16 protein-coding genes are annotated in these 17249 nt (G+C 64.0%); 7 read left to right on the forward strand and 9 right to left on the reverse strand.

Annotation, left to right across the window (positions count from 1 at the left end):
* Position 1 precedes the first annotated feature (1 nt).
* Positions 2–1162 (reverse strand): patatin-like phospholipase family protein, encoded by a 1161-nt coding sequence (locus FZF13_RS14060; RefSeq protein WP_024923943.1) that lies wholly within the window; start codon positions 1160–1162, stop codon positions 2–4.
* A 28-nt stretch (positions 1163–1190) separates the two neighbouring features.
* Entirely contained in the window at positions 1191–1940 is a 750-nt protein-coding gene (locus FZF13_RS14065; RefSeq protein ID WP_024923942.1) for an acetoacetate decarboxylase, read from the reverse strand.
* A gap of 202 nt (positions 1941–2142) precedes the next feature.
* Here FZF13_RS14065 and FZF13_RS14070 point away from each other — a divergent pair, with 202 nt between their 5' ends.
* Positions 2143–2931 (forward strand): 3-hydroxybutyrate dehydrogenase, encoded by a 789-nt coding sequence (locus FZF13_RS14070; protein ID WP_024923941.1) that lies wholly within the window; start codon positions 2143–2145, stop codon positions 2929–2931.
* Between the two features lie 87 nt (positions 2932–3018).
* Here FZF13_RS14070 and FZF13_RS14075 read toward each other — a convergent pair whose 3' ends face one another.
* From FZF13_RS14075 to FZF13_RS14105, 7 genes are all read right to left on the reverse strand, one after another.
* Complete coding sequence (locus FZF13_RS14075) at positions 3019–3957, reverse strand: MerR family transcriptional regulator (protein WP_024923940.1); 939 nt, start codon at positions 3955–3957, stop codon at positions 3019–3021.
* A 133-nt stretch (positions 3958–4090) separates the two neighbouring features.
* Positions 4091–5083: a LacI family DNA-binding transcriptional regulator gene (locus FZF13_RS14080; protein ID WP_024923939.1), complete on the reverse strand. Its 993-nt coding sequence runs from the start codon at positions 5081–5083 to the stop codon at positions 4091–4093.
* Between the two features lie 43 nt (positions 5084–5126).
* The gene (locus FZF13_RS14085) at positions 5127–6125 is read right to left on the reverse strand and encodes an ABC transporter permease (RefSeq protein WP_024923938.1); all 999 of its coding nucleotides are present in this window, start codon (positions 6123–6125) and stop codon (positions 5127–5129) included.
* Complete coding sequence (locus tag FZF13_RS14090; protein ID WP_024923937.1) at positions 6112–7677, reverse strand: sugar ABC transporter ATP-binding protein; 1566 nt, start codon at positions 7675–7677, stop codon at positions 6112–6114. Before FZF13_RS14090 ends, FZF13_RS14085 begins: the two co-directional genes overlap by 14 nt.
* A gap of 53 nt (positions 7678–7730) precedes the next feature.
* Positions 7731–8615, reverse strand: a complete 885-nt coding sequence (locus FZF13_RS14095; RefSeq protein WP_373426402.1) for a sugar ABC transporter substrate-binding protein — start codon at positions 8613–8615, stop codon at positions 7731–7733.
* 277 nt (positions 8616–8892) lie between these two features.
* Positions 8893–9360 (reverse strand): SRPBCC family protein, encoded by a 468-nt coding sequence (locus tag FZF13_RS14100; RefSeq protein ID WP_024923935.1) that lies wholly within the window; start codon positions 9358–9360, stop codon positions 8893–8895.
* Between the two features lie 60 nt (positions 9361–9420).
* The gene (locus tag FZF13_RS14105; protein ID WP_024923934.1) at positions 9421–9759 is read right to left on the reverse strand and encodes an ArsR/SmtB family transcription factor; all 339 of its coding nucleotides are present in this window, start codon (positions 9757–9759) and stop codon (positions 9421–9423) included.
* 290 nt (positions 9760–10049) lie between these two features.
* Between FZF13_RS14105 and FZF13_RS14110 the strand changes: the two genes are divergently transcribed.
* The 6 genes from FZF13_RS14110 (at position 10050) to FZF13_RS14135 (ending at position 17249) form a co-directional block, all read left to right on the forward strand.
* Positions 10050–11060, forward strand: a complete 1011-nt coding sequence (locus FZF13_RS14110) for an FkbM family methyltransferase (RefSeq protein ID WP_024923933.1) — start codon at positions 10050–10052, stop codon at positions 11058–11060.
* A gap of 160 nt (positions 11061–11220) precedes the next feature.
* Positions 11221–11925, forward strand: a complete 705-nt coding sequence (locus tag FZF13_RS14115) for a GntR family transcriptional regulator (RefSeq protein ID WP_024923932.1) — start codon at positions 11221–11223, stop codon at positions 11923–11925.
* A 118-nt stretch (positions 11926–12043) separates the two neighbouring features.
* A complete protein-coding gene (locus tag FZF13_RS14120; RefSeq protein WP_024923931.1) occupies positions 12044–13006 on the forward strand; it encodes a dihydrodipicolinate synthase family protein in 963 nt (320 codons plus the stop codon).
* A gap of 261 nt (positions 13007–13267) precedes the next feature.
* Positions 13268–14785: an aldehyde dehydrogenase (NADP(+)) gene (locus FZF13_RS14125; protein WP_024927250.1), complete on the forward strand. Its 1518-nt coding sequence runs from the start codon at positions 13268–13270 to the stop codon at positions 14783–14785.
* A 203-nt stretch (positions 14786–14988) separates the two neighbouring features.
* Complete coding sequence (locus FZF13_RS14130; protein WP_275040851.1) at positions 14989–16233, forward strand: NAD(P)/FAD-dependent oxidoreductase; 1245 nt, start codon at positions 14989–14991, stop codon at positions 16231–16233.
* A gap of 14 nt (positions 16234–16247) precedes the next feature.
* Positions 16248–17249, forward strand: coding sequence for a 4-hydroxyproline epimerase (locus FZF13_RS14135; protein ID WP_024926623.1), 1002 nt, complete (start codon positions 16248–16250; stop codon positions 17247–17249).

Raw genomic sequence — 17249 nt, forward strand, 5'->3', positions numbered from 1 at the left:
CCTAGGTCGGGTCCTCGCGATGCAGGTCATGGATGGCGACGCCTTCGGCATTGGTCGGCGGGGTCAGCCATTGCTGATGGCGCAAGGTGCGCTGCGTGTCCTCCAGGCCCATGTCCCAATGCTCGCGCATCGAGGTGCCTGAGAACTCATAGTCCTTGGCGTGCCCCTCATAACCCTTGTGCTGGTAGATGAGGTGGATGATGTTGACGACGCCGGCGTCGGAATAATCGGCGATCAGCCGTTCTTCGTCGGCGGAGCGCGACTCCGCCGGCACACGTTTGAGTGCTTCGAGGAGCTGCATCTTCAGATCGTGGATGCGTTTGAAATTGTCGGTGTTCTGGCGCGTGCGGCTGGAATACATGATGTCCTTGTGGCGCGACAACACGTCGGCCATGCCGCGCGGCAGCGCGCCGCGCGCTGAGAACAGGTCGACCTGAAACACCAGCGAGCTGCGGTCTTCTTCCTGGTCGAGCAGATATTGCAGCGGCGTGTTGGAGACGATGCCGCCGTCCCAGTAATATTCGCCCTCGATGCGCACCGCCGGGAAGGCGGGCGGAAGCGCGCCCGAAGCCATGATGTGTTCGGGCCCGATGCGGACCTTGTCGGTGTCGAAATAGACGAAATTGCCGGTGCGCACGTTGACGGCGCCGACGCTCAGACGCTTGCGGCCGTCGTTGAGCACGTCGAAGTCGATCAGCTGCTCCAGCGTGTCCTTCAATTCGGCCGTGTCGTAGAAGCTGGTGGCGCCTTCGGCCCCGGACTGCTCCAGCCATGGATTGGGGAAGCGTGGCTTGAAGAAGCCGGGCTGGCCCATGGTCATCGTCATCCACGAACTGGTGCGGTTGCGGATGTCGCGATAGATGTCGCCTTCCGGCGTGTAGGCCCAGATCTTGCGGCCGGAAATCGTCTGCCAGAACTGCTCCAGCCGCTGCAGGCGCCGGCTCGGCTCGTTGCCCGCGATGATGGATGCATTGATGGCGCCGATGGAGACGCCCGACAGCCATGCCGGCTCGCAGCCGGCCTCCGACAGCGCCTGATAGACGCCGGCCTGATAGGCGCCGAGCGCGCCGCCGCCTTGCAGCACCAGCGCAACCCGGTCGTATTGCGAAGCGATTTCCTGAATGGTGGCGACGTTCGCCTTGGCTCTGTAACGGTCCAGCACGGTCAACTCCGGCAAAGAAAGGGGATGGTCAGCGTGTGCCGGCGAGATAGTCGTACACGACCTCGCCGAGGCCGAGCGTGAGATCGGCGGTGAAATGCAGCGCCGACACCACTTCCAGCACCGGCAGGCGAGCGACATCGGCCATCACATGCGGCCGCAGGTCGAGCGCGGCGGGACCCGCCCAAGCTTCCTTCAGCGTGATGTCGGTGAGGTGGTAGCGCACCAGTTCGCAGATGCGCGGCGTGCCGTCGACATGCGGGATGATCTTGACGAGAAAGTTAGGCGCGGTCAGCGCCGCCATCACCTGATCCTGGTCGGCGGCGCGGTGCTTGTAACCCATCGTGCCGGTGGCGCAGAGCACCGAGCCATAGTGTAGCGTGCCGACGACGACCTCGCCTTCATTGACGATCTTGGGATTGGCGAGCTTCTTCGGAAACCCCCACAATTCGCGGCCGCCGGCGATCGGCGCATCGTCGTCCAGATACATGGAATGGACGTAGACGCCGTGCTGGCCGTCGAAACGGACCGGAATGACCTGGCCGCTCTCGGTATAGTCGCCGAAGCCGGTCGAGTCCGGCATGCGGATGAATTCGTATTTCACCAGCGGATCGCCATCGATCTCGAGCGGCGCCGGCACGGCCGCCTCCAGCGCCTCGCGCGTGGTGCGGTAAGTGATGATGACATATTCGCGGTCGAAGAAACGATAGGGGCCGGGCGGGAACGAGGGATTGGTGAGCGGCATGGCATAGGCGCGCTTCACGACGTCGGCGATTTCCAAGCTGTCACCTCAGGATTGACGAATGTCATATCGGAAACAACACCTGTCATGTTGCATGGCAGCATGACGGTCTTGTGTCGGGTCGATGAACGATTTCAGCTGTTTGTTGGTTCCAAACGAAGACCGACACATGATTGTGATGGAAACTTGCTGCAATGCACCTAATTAGAATGCCATCGCAAACGCCAGACGAGAGATCATCATGGGCTCCCTGACTTCGAAGAACGCGCTTGTTACCGGTTCGACCAGCGGCATCGGCCTTGCCATCGCCAGGGCCTTCGCCGCCGAAGGCGCCAATGTCACCATCAACGGACTTGGCGATGCCGATGCGATCGAGAGGGAACGTGCCGGCATCGAAGCCGATTTCGGCGTCAAGTGCCGCTATTCCAACGCCAACATGATGAATGGCCCGGAAGTGACCGCCATGGTGCACGAGGCCGAACAGGCATTCGGCAGCCTCGATATCCTGGTCAACAATGCCGGCATCCAGCATGTCGCGCCGATCGAGGAGTTTCCCGACGACAAGTGGGAAGCGATCATCCGCATCAACCTGCTCGCCGCCTTCTACGCCATCAAGGCCGCGCTTCCGGGCATGAAGGCGCGCAAATGGGGGCGCATCATCAACACCGCTTCGGCGCATGCGCTGGTAGCGTCGCCCTTCAAGTCGGCCTATGTCTCGGCCAAGCACGGTATTGCCGGCCTGACCAAGACGGTGGCGCTGGAGGCCGCGCAGGACGGGGTGACGGCCAATGCGATCGCGCCCGGTTATGTCTGGACGCCGCTGGTCGAAAAGCAGATCCCCGACACGATGAAGGCCCGCAACATGACCGAGGAACAGGTCAAGCACGACGTTCTGCTGGCGGCCCAGCCGACGAAGGAGTTCGTGACGGTGGACGAGATCGCGGCGCTGGCGCTGTTCCTGTGCTCGGACGCGGCCAAGCAGATCACCGGCACGACGCTGCCGATCGATGGCGGCTGGACGGCGCAGTAGGCCGGGTTTCGCCTGATATCTCCCTGGAATGCCCGGCGCGTCCGCGAGACATGCGCCGGGCATTCGTTTTTGTTCGGGGCGTCGAAGTCAGTTTTGCGCCGTCGCCAGCAGCGGTGTCATCGCCTCGTTGATCCATTGCCACTCGTTGCCGGGCCCTTGGCCGGGTTCCTCACCGCGCAATATGGCAAGCAGTTCCTGATACCGGGTCGAGCGGGCATGATGCTTGCGGTATTGGCCGAGATGCCATTCCAGATAGGCCCGGTCCGGCTGCCTGCGCATTGCCTTCGCCGATCGGTCCAGCCATTCGCGCGCGATCGTTTCGCCCTCCGGCGAGATCGGGGCTACGCCCGCGGCGATAGCGGCCTTCACCCTGGCCAGAATGGCGTTGGCAGCCTCGGCATAGGCGCCCGGGTCGAACTCACCGTTCCACATAGCGGCCGTCTCGGCCTGTATCTCGGAAACGAAGCTCTCGTCGCCGATCATGGCGCTGATCTCGTTCCAGGCGTCGATCTGCCGGGACGTCGGCTCGTCGGGCAGCTCGGGCATGGCGGCATCGATCATCTGGCGCTTCCAGCCTTCGCCCATCTCGGCGCTCGTGCCCACCTTGTCGTAGAAACGCTCCATCATGGTGCGCATCTGGTTTTGGGACAGGGTCGTCATCGTCCAAAGTCTCCTCAGGTCGGTTGCGGTTGGTTCCGTGATCCTGAGCGTGGCACGCAACACGGCGGCGACCCGGCGACGGGAGGCGATTTCGACTTCCAGGGCATCAAGGCGCATGGCCAGGACATCTTTCAGTTCGAGCCGCCGGGACAGGAGCTTGCGGATGGCGGCCAGGCTGACGCCGGCCTCCCGCAAGGCCCTGATCAGGTCGAGGCGCGCGACATCGGTATCGCTGTAGATGCGATAGTTGCTGACGGTGCGGGTGGACGGCGGCAGCAGCCCCTTGTCGGAATAGAAGCGGATGCGCCGCACCGAGATGCCGCTCAGCCGCGAAAGTTCGCCGATCGTGTGCATTTTCTCGCTCATGGGACCGTCCTAACGTCTCCACCAAGTGGAGGGTCAACCGTGCCGGCGAGGCTTTTTTCGCCCATGTTCCGCGCGGTGCGCGAGCCGGCCGCGAAGGTCGGGCTCGCGACGGTCCTGCGGTGGCCAGACCCGCTTATACAGCTTCGCGCCGACCGACGGGTGCCGTGGAATTGCGCACGACAAGCACGCCGGAGAGCAGTTCGTCTTCTCCGGCAGCAACGCCGCTGCCGGCGATTGCCGCGGCGACGGCGCGTTTGGCGATGTCCTCCACCGGCTGACCGATGGTGGTCAGGCGCGGCGTGATCAGCCCGGCCAGCGGAATGTCGTCGAAGCCGATGACGGAAAGCTCGTCCGGCACCTTGATGCCGAGATCGGAGGCGGCGCGCAGCAGGCCGATCGCCTGCTGGTCGTTGGCGGTGGCGATGGCGGTTGGCCGCTTCGCTGGCGCCCGGTCGAGCAACTGGCGGCCGAGCGCTTCGCCTGAGACATAGTCGAAATGGCCTTCGATGATCTCGGGCTTGATGCCGGCGGCCTCGAGATGCTCGACGAAGCCCGCCCGGCGCGCCCTGGAAACCGGTGCGTCGGCCGGTCCGGCTATGTAGGCGATGTGGCGATGGCCGAGGCCGATCAGATGTTCGGCCGCCAGCGCCGCGCCGCCATGATGGTCGACGGAAAGCAGGCCGTGTCCTTGTAGTCTCCTGTCGACGACGACTGTGGCGGTGTCGCCGCGCCAGCTCTGCGACTGGCCGGACTGGATTGGCACCACGATCAGGCCGGTGGGGCGGCTCTTCAAAAGGCTTTCGATCTGCGCCACCTCGATCTTGGGATCGTCATTGGTGATCGACAACAGCACCGAAAGGCCGGCATGGAAGGCGACAGCTTCGACATGCTTGGCGAGTTCGGCGAAGAAGGGGTTGGTGATGTCGGGGATCACCAGGCCGATCATGTCGGTGCGGCGGCGGCGCAGGCCGCGCGCGACATGGTTCGGCTTGAAGTTCATCTCGCGGATCGTCGCCTCGACCTTTTCGCGCAGGGCAGCGCCGACCGTCTCGTTCCTGGCCATGACGCGCGAGACCGTTCCGACCGAAACCCCCGCCCGCCGGGCGACGTCCTTGATGTTGACCACGCTGCTATGCCCCGGATGTTGCGGCGATCCATGCCGCGCTGCCTCAGGCCTTGGTTAGCCTTTCGCGATATTTGTCAAGGATGACTGCGAGGATAATGACGAAACCGGTGATCATCTGCCGCATGAAGTCGCTGAGGCCGAGCAGGATGAGACCGTTGGCCAGCACGCCGATGATGCAGGCGCCGAGCAGGGTGCCGATGATCGAGCCGCGGCCACCGCTCAGGCTGGTACCGCCGATGATGACGGCGGCGATGGCGTTGAGCTCGAAGCCGATGCCGATGATCGGGCTCGCGATGTTGAGCCGCGCCATATAGATGATGGCGCCGATGCCGACGGCGGCGCCGCAAATGGTGAAGGCGGCGACCTTGTAGAAAAAGACGTTGTGGCCGGCGAGCCGGGTCGCTTCCTCATTGTTGCCGATGCCGTAGAGAACACGGCCGAACACCGTGCGGGTCAGCACGAACCAGCCGACCGCGACCAGGACAAGCGCGATCAGGAACAGCACCGGCACGCCGTAGATTGTCTGCGAGCCGAAGGCGTTGAAGCCGGCCGGGAAGGAATAGATGGTCGAGGCGCCGGTGACCTGAAGGGCCGCGCCGCGCGCGATGTTCAGCGTGCCCAGGGTGACGATGAAGGACGGGATGCTCCACCAGGCGCTGATCAGGCCGTTCAGCACCCCGAAGACGATGCCCGCGGCGATGGAGCTGATCGTTGCCAGCACCACGGCAAGCGTGGGATCGAGGCCGGGCAGGGTCATCACCGTGCCGGCGACGACGGCGGCGAAGGCCAGCACCGACCCTACGGACAGATCGATGCCGCCGATCAGGATGACGAAGGTCATGCCGATCGACAGCACCAGATTGATGGTCACCTGGGTCAAGATGTTGGTGACGTTCGAAGCCGTCAGGAAATGGTCCGTTCCCAGCGAGAACACCACGATCAAGAGGATGAGCGCGATGCCGATGCCGGCTTCGCGCAACACGGTCTTGGTCGTGGTGGCGAGACCGCTTGAGGCCGGGCGGCCGAAGTCAGTGGCGTCCATGATTGTTCTCGTCCTTGTAGGCGAAGCCGAGGATGCGTTCTTCGGAGAAATCCGGACGCAGAACCTCGCCGACGATGCGGTGTTTCGACATGACCAGGATGCGGTCGCAGAGCGTGATGAGTTCCGGCAGTTCCGAGGAGACGACGAGCAAGGCGAGCCCCTTCTCGGCAAGGCCGCGTAGCAGGGCGTAGATCTCCGCCTTGGCACCGACGTCGACACCGCGTGTCGGTTCGTCGAGCAGCAGGATCTTCGGGTCGTTGGCCAGCCATTTGGCCAAAACTACCTTCTGCTGGTTGCCGCCCGACAGTGTCGAGGCGGCATCGGAAGCCTTGCCGTATTTGAGCTTGATCTCCTTGCCGAGATTTTCGGTCATCCGTGCCTCGGCCACCCTGTCGAGCAGGCCGGCATGCGAGACCTTGCGCAGATTGGCGAGGCTGACATTGGCGGCGATGGGCATGGCCAGGATCAGGCCTTCTTCCTTGCGGTCCTCGGTCAGGAAGCCGATGCCGTCGCGGATCGCGGCTTTCGGGCTGCCATAGCGGCGCTGCCGGCCGTCGCGTTCCAGTGTCCCGGACATAGGCAGGTCGGCGGCGAAGATGGAGCGCAGCAATTCGGTGCGACCGGCGCCGACGAGGCCCGCGATGCCGAGGATCTCGCCATAATGCAGGTCGAGCGAAATGCCGTCAGGATTGGGGGAGGCGGGATGGCGCAGGTTCTTCAAGGCCAGCGCCACGCCGCCGCCGCGGTCCAGCTCACGCGTCGCGGCCATTTGCGCGGCCAGTTGGCGACCGACCATCGAACTGACAAGCTTTTCGGGCGAGGTGTCGGCAATGTCGGAAGTCATCACCGACTCGCCGTTGCGCAACACGGTGACGCGGTCGCAATTGGCGAAGACCTCGCTGAGATGGTGCGACACGAAGACGATGGCCACGCCCTTGGCGCGCAGGCCGTCGACAATGGTGAAAAGCCGTTCGGTCTCGCGCGCGGTCAGCGTCGCGGTCGGCTCGTCGAGGATGAGGATGCGGCTTTCGCCCATCAGCGCGCGGGCGATTTCGACCAGCTGGCGGTGGGCGACGCCGAGCGTTTCCACCGGCCGGCGCACATCGATGTCGTCGAGGCCGATGCGCGCCAGCGCCTGCCGGGCCCTGGCGTAGACCTCGGGGTAGTCGACAATGCCGAAACGCCGGCGCGGAATGTCCTCGAAGCAGATGTTTTCCGCGATCGAGAGGTAGGGAAGGAGATTGAACTCCTGGTGCACGACCTGGATGCCATGTGCCTTGGCGTCGGCCGGCGAATGCGGCTCGTAGGCGGTGCCGTCCAAGGTGATCGAACCGGCGTCGCGCTTGACGATGCCGCACAGGATCTTGATCAGCGTCGACTTGCCGGCGCCATTCTCGCCGACCAGCGCATGGACTTCGCCGGGCCGTAGCGTGAAGGAGACGCCGTTCAGGGCGACGACGCCGCCGAAGCGCTTGCGGACGTCCGAAAGCTCCAGGATGGGATGCATGTCGGCCGTTGCCGCGCGTGCGGCATTCTGCGTTACATTTGCCATGGGTCGTTCCGTCGAGGCGGCCGCGCCTGTTGGCGTGACCGCCGATCGTGAGGTTACTTCACGTCGTCCGAGGTGACGAGCTTGATGTCGGTCTTGACCCAGCCCTTGAGCGGGGCGCCGACGGCCAGAACGCCGAGCGCCTTGTCGATGGCGTTGGCCGCCATCTGCTGGCCGAACTGGTCGACCGTGGCCAGCATCTTCTTTTCCTTGAGCAGCGGCTGCACGGCCGGGATGTTGTCGAAGCCGATGACTTCGATCTTGCCGGTCTTGCCGGCGGCCTCGATCGCCTTGACGACGCCGACTGCCATGGAATCGTTGGCCGCCATCACGCCCTGGATATCGGGATGGGCGGTGAGCATGTTGGCGAAGACGGAGTTCGCTTCTTCCGTCTCCCAATGGGCGGTACGGGAATCGAGCAGCTTCAGCTTGCCGTCCTTGATCGCGTCCTCGAAGCCGAGCTTGCGCTGAGCGGCGTTGTCGGCGCCGGGATTGCCCTCGATGATGACGACCTTGCCGCCTTCGCCGAGCTTCTTGGCCAGCGCTTCGCCGGCCATCTTGGCGCCGGCGCGGTTGTCCGGGCCGACGAAGGCGAGTTCGACGCCGGCCTCTTTCTTGGCCTTTTCGTCCAGCGCCACGTCGAAGTTGACGACGGTGATGCCGGCTTCCATGGCCCGCTTCAGCGGCGGCACCAGCGCGCGGGAATCGGCCGGCGCGATGACGATGGCGTTGACCTTTTCGGTGATGAAGCTTTCGACGGCGTTGATCTGGGTCTCGATGTCGGTCTCGGACTGCATGCCGACGGCCTTCAGCTTGTAGTCGCCACGCTTGGCTTCATGGGCCTTGGCGCCTTCCAGCATGTTCTTGAAGAACTCGTTGGCGAGCGATTTCATGACCAGGCCAACCACGGGCTTGTCGGCGGCGAAGCTGGCTGCGGGCATGGCTAGAGAGGCCGCCAGAACGCCGGCGGCGATAATCTTTCCGAACTTCATAACTTCCTCCACTTTGTCATCGCGCCGTTTCCTCCCAGGCACGATGAAACGTTTCATCGCAGGTTTTCAACGGAACTGTCAAGCGTTCGCGAGGGCCAGGCCGCGCGGGCACTTCTGGCTTCGCAGGCCTCTGCGATCAGCCGGGGCCTGGAGAGCATTCGCCGCCGGCAAAGAAAAAACCGCCGGAGTGGCCGGCGGTTTTTCCCATTCAGGTTTTGCAATGCGATCAGGCTGAAAGCAGGGCTTCCAAGCGATCCCAGCTCTCGACCGCGCCGGCTTCGGCTCCTGACTGCACCATGCCGTCGCGCGCTTCGACCGACTGGAATACCGACTGCGCCACGACCCTGGTGCTGCCGCCGACTTCCTCGAAGGTGACGGTCTCGAGCAGCACATGGCCGGGCATGCCCTCGAATTCGAAGGTGCGCACGATGCGCGAAGGGGCGGTGGCTTCATGATGCACGCCATGGAAGCCGTATTCGTTGCCTTGCTTGTCGCGCTGCACGAAACGCCAGATGCCGCCCTGCCTCGGTTCGAACTTGTCGATCGTCGTCGTCAGCCAGGCGGGACCCCACCAGTTCGGGATCGCTTGCGGGTCGGTGAAAACGGCAAAGATACGCTCGCGCGGCGCGTTGAATGTTCGCGTCAGGACAATTTCCTGCTTGCCCGGCTCGGCGGTAAAGGTGGTTTTGGACATGATTACTTCTCCACTCACAAATAAAAACAATAGGTTGAGTTAGTTCGACCGGTGCCGGCGCTAATTCTTGCTGGCCTTGGTCGCCGCTTCGATGTCGTTCAGGAAAGCGTCGAGGCGATCGAAGCTTGCTTCCCAGTGGGTGCGGCAATTCCATACCCACTCGGCGACTTCTTTCAGCGCCCCACTCTCAAGGTGACAGTGGCGGCGCTGCGCCTCGCGGGTCTGCGAAACCAGCGAGGCCTGCTGAAGCACTTTCAGGTGCTTCGAGATGGTCGGCAGCCGAAGGTCGAACGGCTCCGCCAATTCGTTGACGGTGGCATCGCTCTTGGCCAACCGCATCAGGATGGCCCTGCGTGTCGGATCGGCGAGCGCATGGAAGGCGAGGCTGAGTTGGTCCATTATTTTTCCGATTGGCTAATTAGCTAATCGGTAAAATAGGAAGAAAAATTCGATTGTCAAGCGACCGCGATGCGTGCGGGGGAGATGAGAATTTTCATCTCATGTCAGCGCTCCAGAGCGCGCGTGCGCGGGGTGCCCGGTCTGTAACGGCAGGCAATTTTCGAGGCTTAAGCGCCGTCAGGCCCAGCCGGTAAGGTTAATGATTGGTTTCCGAGCGAAACGGCGGCAAACATGGTTTATGGGCGAAGGGTGGCAAGGGCTGCGTTCAGGGAAAGCCTTGGGGTGGGCAGATGACATCGTATTTGGAGGCGATCTCGGATATTGAACCGCGCATGCTGAAGCCTTCTGCAAAAGACATCGTCATCGACGCGCGAAGCGGGCGCATCAGCGGCGCCGGCCTGCGCGAGGGCATAGCGCTGACCACGCTGCGGCTGGCGATGCGGGTGCTCATGCCCCTGCGCCAGTTTGGCTTTTCCTACGTGGCGCGCACGGTGCGCACGCTGCTGCCCAGTCGCCGGCCGATGATTTTCAGCCTGGCGCCCGGGGCGCTGATGCGTGTTCCTTATTGCGATGCCTATTGGTCGATCCTGCTGCTGCCGGGGTACTCCTACGAGCACTCCACCGTCGTGCTCCTGGAGGCGGCGCGCGACATCGACTACGGCTTCGTCGACGGCGGTGCCAATTATGGCTACTGGTCGATCCTGGCGAGCGGTCCCGAGGCCGGCGGCAAGGCAGCGGTCGCGGTGGAGGCGGCGCCGGACACGTTCAGGGTGCTGGAAGACAACCGGGTCCTGAACGACAGCCGGTTCAGCGTGCTCAACAGGGCGATCGGCGCAACCAGCGGTCAGCATGTGCGCATTTTCGGCGCCAAGCACGAAGCGCGTACGACGGTCGATCCCGCCGACGGCTCCAGGCCGATCCTCGAATGCGACACGATCAGCCTCGACGATATCGCGGCGCTGCCGCAGTTCGCGGGGCTGGACAAGTTCATCGTCAAGCTCGACGTCGAGGGCGTGGAGATCGCGGCTTTTTCCGGCGCGGCGCGGCTGCTCGCCGGCGATACCGTCTTCGTCTACGAGGATCATGGGTCCGATCTCGATCACGCCACCACGCGCCATGCGCTGGACGTGCTGAAGCTGCGCGTCTTCTGGCTGGGCCGGGGCCGGCGCCAGGAAATCACTTCGCCGACGCAGCTTGCGGCGATCAAGAAATCGCGTCGCTTCGGCTACGACATGGTCGCCACCAACAGCCCGTTCTGGATCGAGCGGCTGGAACGACTGGTCGACGGGTCGCCGGAATAACCGTTCCGGCCTCGCATTCTCTAGCCCAGCCTCCTGCGTGCCGACGGTCCGTCGGCGGGATATCGCTGTGTCCCGCATCCGGATGGCGGGGATAACTCCGGAACTTGTTGATCCATCTGGCGACGGGACGTATTTCTCTTGTCGACAAGAGGATTGCCAGATGACCGATGCCGACTCCAATTCCGCCCCCGAGCGCAAGCGCGGCTCCGGCGTCAAAATGGTCTACGACCTTTTGCGCGACGAGATCCTCGATCTGGTGCTGCCGCCGGGAAGCCCGATCGACGAAGTGCAATTGGCCGAGCGTTTCAAGATGTCGCGTACGCCGATCCGCGAGGCGCTGGTGCGGCTGTCGGGAGAGGGGCTGATCGACACGCTGCCCAACCGCTCGACCATGGTGTCGAACATCGACTTCCTGAACATGCACACCTATTTCGACGCGCTGGTGCTGATGTACCGCGTCACCACGCGGCTGGCGGCCGAGCATCACCGGGCCGAAGACCTTGAGACGATCCGCGCGCTGCAGGTCGAATTCGCCGCCGCCGTTGAGGCGCAGGACGCGCTGGCGATGATCGCCACCAATGCGGCGCTGCATTCGGCGATTTCGGAGGCCGGGCGCAATCCTTACTTCACCAGCCTGTTCAACCGGCTGCTCGATGAGGGGCGGCGCATCCTCAGACTCTATTACCAGTCCTATGACGACCGCCTGCCGCAGCGTTTCGTCGACGAGCACGAGGACATGATCGCCGTCATCGCCGCCCGCGACGTCGAGGCAGCGGATCGTCTGGGCAAGGCGCATGGCGAGCAGATCGTGCATCAGATCCAGAAGCTTTTCACCCGTGGCGAGCGGCTGGACATAGCGCTCTGACCATTTGTCGATTTCTTGTCGACAAATAAAATGCAACGTGTATATTGAGTGTCGAGAGCGTGAGCCGCGCCATGGCGTCGCGATCCGCCCCGACCCGACAAGCCCAGAGGAGTTTGACATGAAGGCCAAGATTTTCTCCGGCGTAATCCCCGCGCTGATGACCCCGTGCAAGGCAGACCGCAGCCCCGATTTCGATGCGCTGGTGCGCAAGGGCAAGGAACTGATCGCGCAGGGCATGTCGGCGGTCGTCTATTGCGGCTCCATGGGCGACTGGCCGCTGCTGACCGACGCAGAGCGCATGGAGGGCGTGGAGCGCCTGGTGAAGGCCGGCGTGCCGGTCATCGTCGGCACCGGCGCCATCAACAGCGCCTCGGCGGTTGCCCATGCTGCGCATGCCCAGAAGGTCGGCGCCCACGGCCTGATGGTCATCCCGCGCGTGCTGTCGCGCGGTCCGTCGCTGACTGCCCAGAAGGCGCATTTCAAGGCGATCCTGTCGGCGGCCCCCGATCTGCCGGCTGTCATCTACAACAGCCCCTATTACGGTTTCGCCACCCGCGCCGACCTGTTCTTCGCGCTGCGCGCTGAACATAAGAACCTCGTCGGCTTCAAGGAATTCGGCGGTAATGCCGACATGCGTTATGCGGCCGAGAACATCACCAGCCGCGACGATGGCGTGTCGCTGATGATCGGCGTCGACACGGCCGTCTTCCACGGTTTCGTCAATTGCGGCGCGACGGGTGCCATCACCGGCATCGGCAATGTGCTGCCGAAGGAAGTGATCCATCTCTGCAACCTGTCACAGGCCGCCGCCGCCGGCGAGGTCGATGCGCGCCAGCGGGCGCTGGAACTGGAGCAGGCGCTGGCCGTGCTGTCGTCCTTCGACGAAGGCCCGGACCTCGTCCTCTACTTCAAGCACATGATGGTGCTGAAGGGTGACAAGGAATACACGCTCCACTTCAACGAGACCGACGCCCTGACCGACAGCCAGCGCGGCTATTGCGAGGCGCAGTTCAAGCTGTTCAACAGCTGGTATGGCGAATGGAGCAAGCTCCCCGGCGCTGTGCAGAAGTACAAGGGCTGATCCCGGATTTGCCGAACGACGAAAAAGCTCGCGTTTCGCGGGCTTTTTCCTGGCCGACGCGCAATTGTGAGCGCTGCGGCGGCGGTCGCCGTTTCCAGGTAGCGGCGGCTTTTCGTTTCAGAAGGCTTGCTGGTTGATTTCGGCAAGGCCGGGCGCGATGCTTTCGACGCCGGCATTGGCGTGTGTCGCAAAGGCATGGCGCAAACTGGTTGGCTGCTGCGTTGCTGCCTGTACCTCCGTTTATTTGAAAGGAATCGGTAGATGAGCTTCACTCCGAAGGGAAAGCACCTTGTCGCGGGCGCATGGCTGGATGGAGTGGGCACCTTCGCCAGCACTCCGGCTCATGGCCCCGCGCATGACTTTGCCGCCGGTTCGACCGAACTGGTCAACCGCGCCTGCGAAGCCGCCGAGGATGCCTTCTGGAGTTATGGCTACGCCTCGCGCAAGGAACGCGCCGCATTCCTGCGCGCCATCGCCGACGAGATCGAAGCCCGTGCCGCCGAGATCACCGAGATCGGCAGCCAGGAGACCGGCTTGCCCGAAGCGCGCCTGCAAGGCGAACGCGACCGCACCACCGGCCAGCTCCGGCTGTTTGCCGACTATATCGAGAAGGGCGATTATCTCGACCGTCGCCAGGACGCGGCGATGCCTGCTCGCCAGCCGGCGCCGCGTCCGGAAATCAGGCTGATCCAGCGGCCGATCGGCCCGGTGGCCGTGTTCGGCGCCTCGAACTTCCCGCTCGCCTTTTCGACCGCCGGTGGCGATACTGCGGCGGCGCTCGCCGCAGGCTGCCCCGTGGTGGTGAAGGGGCATTCGGCGCATCCCGGCACCGGCGAGATCGTCGCGCAGGCCATCGAGGCGGCGATTGCCAAAACCGGTGTGCATCCGGGCGTGTTTTCGCTGATCCAGGGCGGCAGCCGCGAGGTCGGCCATGCGCTGGTGCAGCATCCGCTGATCAAGGCCGTGGGTTTCACCGGTTCGCTTGCCGGCGGCCGCGCTCTGTTCGACCTGTGCGCACAACGTCCGGAGCCGATCCCGTTCTTTGGCGAGCTCGGCTCGGTCAACCCGATGATGATGTTGCCGGAAGCGCTCAAGGCACGCGCCGAAGCGCTAGGGCAGGGCTGGGCAGGGTCGCTGACGATGGGCGCCGGCCAGTTCTGCACCAATCCCGGCATCGCGGTGGTGATCGACGGCGCTGATGCCGACCGTTTCGCCGGCGCGGCGGTCGAGGCACTCGCCAAGGTCGGTCCGCAGACCATGCTGACCGACGGCATCGCCAAGGCCTATCATGACGGCACGGAGCGGTTTTCAACGCGCAATACGCTGAAGCCGCTGCTGATGACGCAATCCTCGGGCCGCTCGGCCACCCCCAATCTGTTCGAGACGACGGGTGCGCGCTTCGTCTCCGACCACGCGCTGGGCGAGGAAGTTTTCGGGCCGCTCGGCCTGGTGGTGCGGGTCGGTTCGCTGGACGAGATGGAACAGATCGCGCGCGGCTTTGACGGCCAATTGACCGCGACCATCCACATGGATGCCGGCGATCTCGACGCCGCACGACGCCTGCGCCCGGTGCTGGAGCGCAAGGCCGGTCGCGTGCTGGTCAACGGCTTCCCGACCGGCGTGGAAGTGGTCGATTCCATGGTGCATGGCGGGCCTTATCCGGCCTCGACCAATTTCGGCGCGACCAGTGTCGGCACCATGTCGATCCGCCGGTTCCTGCGCCCGGTGTCCTATCAGAACATGCCAGAAGAGCTGTTGCCCGAGGATTTCCTCGGCTGATCGGGCCGCTCCGCTCCGCGCAGGGTTTCCGCGCGGGGCGGCCGGGCAATCGTCGCCGAAATCGGTATTCAAATATTTTTTGTATACTGTTTGTATTTTTGAATTGATTTGTAGGCGGCGACGCGGAATAGTGCATTGCCGTCAGCGGGCAGACCCATGCAGAGAGGGTATGTGAGAATGCGGAAATTCCTGGCGGACATGCGCTGATGGCCGAAGCCGGCGTCATAATCATCGGAGCGGGGGTCGTCGGGCTCTCGGCGGCGATTGTCGCGCAGGCACGCGGGCTCTCGGTCACGGTGCTGGACCGCGAAGGCCCGGCCGCCGGCGCTTCCGCCGGCAATGCCGGCGCATTCGCCTTCACCGACATCCTGCCGCTGGCATCGCCGGGTATCCTGAAGAAAGCGCCGAAATGGCTGCTCGATCCGCTCGGTCCGCTGTCGGTGCCGCCCGGCTATGCGCTTCAGATCGCGCCGTGGATGTTCCGTTTCTGGCGAGCCTGTTCGCCAACGCGCGTTGCCCATTCGACGACGGCGCAAACGGCACTGATGGATTTGTCGAAGGCCGAGCTTGAGCCGTTCCTGCGGCAGACCGGCACGATGCCGATGCTGCGCAAGGACGGCAATCTGCAGGTTTATGAAGGCGAGGCGGAACTCAAGGCCTCGCTGCCCGGCTGGCAGGCGCGCGCAGAGCATGGGATAGAGTTTCGTCATCTCGACGCGGCCGGCATGGCCGAAATCCAGCCCGGCCTCGCTCCCCGCTTCACCCACGGCACTTTTACGCCCGGATGGTTTTCGATTTCCGATCCCCGGCTCTACACGCTGGCGCTGGCCGCGCACTTTCATGCGGCGGGCGGCGTGATCGAACGCGCCGAGGTGACGGCACTGCGTTCGCTTGAGGACGGGGTCGAGGTTGTTACCGCTGATGGCGGCATGCGGCGTGCCGCCAAGGTGGTGCTGGCGGCCGGCGCCTTCTCGCAGCGGATCGCGCGGACCATTGGAGAGAATATTCCACTGGAGACCGAGCGTGGCTACAACACCACGCTGCCTGCCGACGCCTTTGACCTGCGCACCCAGGTGACCTTCGGCGGGCACGGCTTCGTCGTCACCCGTCTTTCGACCGGCATCCGCGTCGGCGGGGCGGTCGAACTCGGCGGGCTGCAGCGCGCGCCGAACTTCCGCCGGTCAGAGGCCATGCTGAAAAAGGCGCAGGCTTTCTTGCCTGGCCTCAAGCCGGGCGGCGGGGTGCAATGGATGGGCTTCCGTCCGTCGCTGCCGGACAGCCTGCCGGCCATCGGTTATGCGCGTGCCACGCCGCGCGTCGTCCATGCATTCGGCCACGGCCATCTCGGCCTGACCCAATCGGCGGGCACTGCCCGGATCGTCGCCGATCTGTTGACCGGCAAGGCGCCCGCCATCGACATCGCACCCTTCTCGCCTCAAAGATTCTGACAAAGGTCCCGGCCATGGCCAACCACACATTCTCGTGCATCGACGGACACACCTGCGGAAATCCCGTCCGCCTCGTTTCGGGCGGCGGCCCGCGCCTGGAAGGCGCGACCATGCTGGAAAAGCGCGCGCACTTCCTGCGTGAGTTCGACTGGATCCGCACCGGCCTGATGTTCGAGCCGCGCGGCCACGACATGATGTCAGGCTCGATCCTCTATCCGCCGACGCGCCCGGATTGCGATGTGGCGGTGCTGTTCATCGAGACGTCGGGTTGCCTGCCGATGTGCGGCCACGGCACCATCGGCACCATCACCATGGGAATTGAAAACGGTCTGATCACGCCGCGCGAGCCGGGCAAACTGTCGATCGACGCGCCGGCCGGCAAGGTCGACATCACCTATCGCCAGGAGGGCCGCTTCGTCGAGGAAGTGCGGCTGACCAATGTTCCGGGCTTCCTCTATGCCGAGGGCCTGACCGCAGAGGTCGAGGGCCTTGGCGAGATCGTCGTTGACGTCGCTTATGGCGGCAATTTCTACGCCATCGTCGAGCCGCAAAAGAATTTCCGTGACATGGCCGACCATACCGCCGGCGAACTGGTGGGTTGGAGCCCGAAGCTGCGCGCCGCGCTCAACGCAAAATATCAGTTCGTCCATCCGGAGCACCCGGAAATACAAGGCCTCAGCCACATCCTGTGGACCGGCAAGCCGACGAAAGCCGAGGCGCATGCCCGCAACGCCGTGTTCTATGGCGAGAAGGCTATCGACCGTTCGCCCTGCGGCACCGGCACTTCGGCGCGCATGGCGCAGCTCGCCGCCAAGGGCAAGCTCAAGGTCGGCGACGAATTCGTCCATGAATCGATCATAGGCTCGCTGTTCAAGGGCAAGGTGGAAGCGGCGACGAAGGTGGCCGACCGGGAGGCGATCATTCCCTCCGTCGCCGGCTGGGCGCGGCAGACCGGTATCAACACCATCTTCATCGACGATCGCGACCCCTTCGCCCACGGCTTCGTCGTGAAATAA

This window comes from Mesorhizobium terrae (genome assembly GCF_008727715.1).
Lineage (GTDB): Bacteria > Pseudomonadota > Alphaproteobacteria > Rhizobiales > Rhizobiaceae > Mesorhizobium > Mesorhizobium terrae.

Coding starts and splice junctions, on each gene's coding strand:
- FZF13_RS14070 (WP_024923941.1), top strand. CDS start 2,143: ATGGGCTCCCTGACTTCGAAGAACGCGCTTGTTACCGGTTCGACCAGC.
- FZF13_RS14075 (WP_024923940.1), bottom strand. CDS start 3,957: ATGAGCGAGAAAATGCACACGATCGGCGAACTTTCGCGGCTGAGCGGC.
- FZF13_RS14085 (WP_024923938.1), bottom strand. CDS start 6,125: ATGGACGCCACTGACTTCGGCCGCCCGGCCTCAAGCGGTCTCGCCACC.
- FZF13_RS14090 (WP_024923937.1), bottom strand. CDS start 7,677: ATGGCAAATGTAACGCAGAATGCCGCACGCGCGGCAACGGCCGACATG.
- FZF13_RS14095 (WP_373426402.1), bottom strand. CDS start 8,615: ATGCCCGCAGCCAGCTTCGCCGCCGACAAGCCCGTGGTTGGCCTGGTC.
- FZF13_RS14100 (WP_024923935.1), bottom strand. CDS start 9,360: ATGTCCAAAACCACCTTTACCGCCGAGCCGGGCAAGCAGGAAATTGTC.
- FZF13_RS14105 (WP_024923934.1), bottom strand. CDS start 9,759: ATGGACCAACTCAGCCTCGCCTTCCATGCGCTCGCCGATCCGACACGC.
- FZF13_RS14110 (WP_024923933.1), top strand. CDS start 10,050: ATGACATCGTATTTGGAGGCGATCTCGGATATTGAACCGCGCATGCTG.
- FZF13_RS14115 (WP_024923932.1), top strand. CDS start 11,221: ATGACCGATGCCGACTCCAATTCCGCCCCCGAGCGCAAGCGCGGCTCC.
- FZF13_RS14120 (WP_024923931.1), top strand. CDS start 12,044: ATGAAGGCCAAGATTTTCTCCGGCGTAATCCCCGCGCTGATGACCCCG.
- FZF13_RS14125 (WP_024927250.1), top strand. CDS start 13,268: ATGAGCTTCACTCCGAAGGGAAAGCACCTTGTCGCGGGCGCATGGCTG.
- FZF13_RS14135 (WP_024926623.1), top strand. CDS start 16,248: ATGGCCAACCACACATTCTCGTGCATCGACGGACACACCTGCGGAAAT.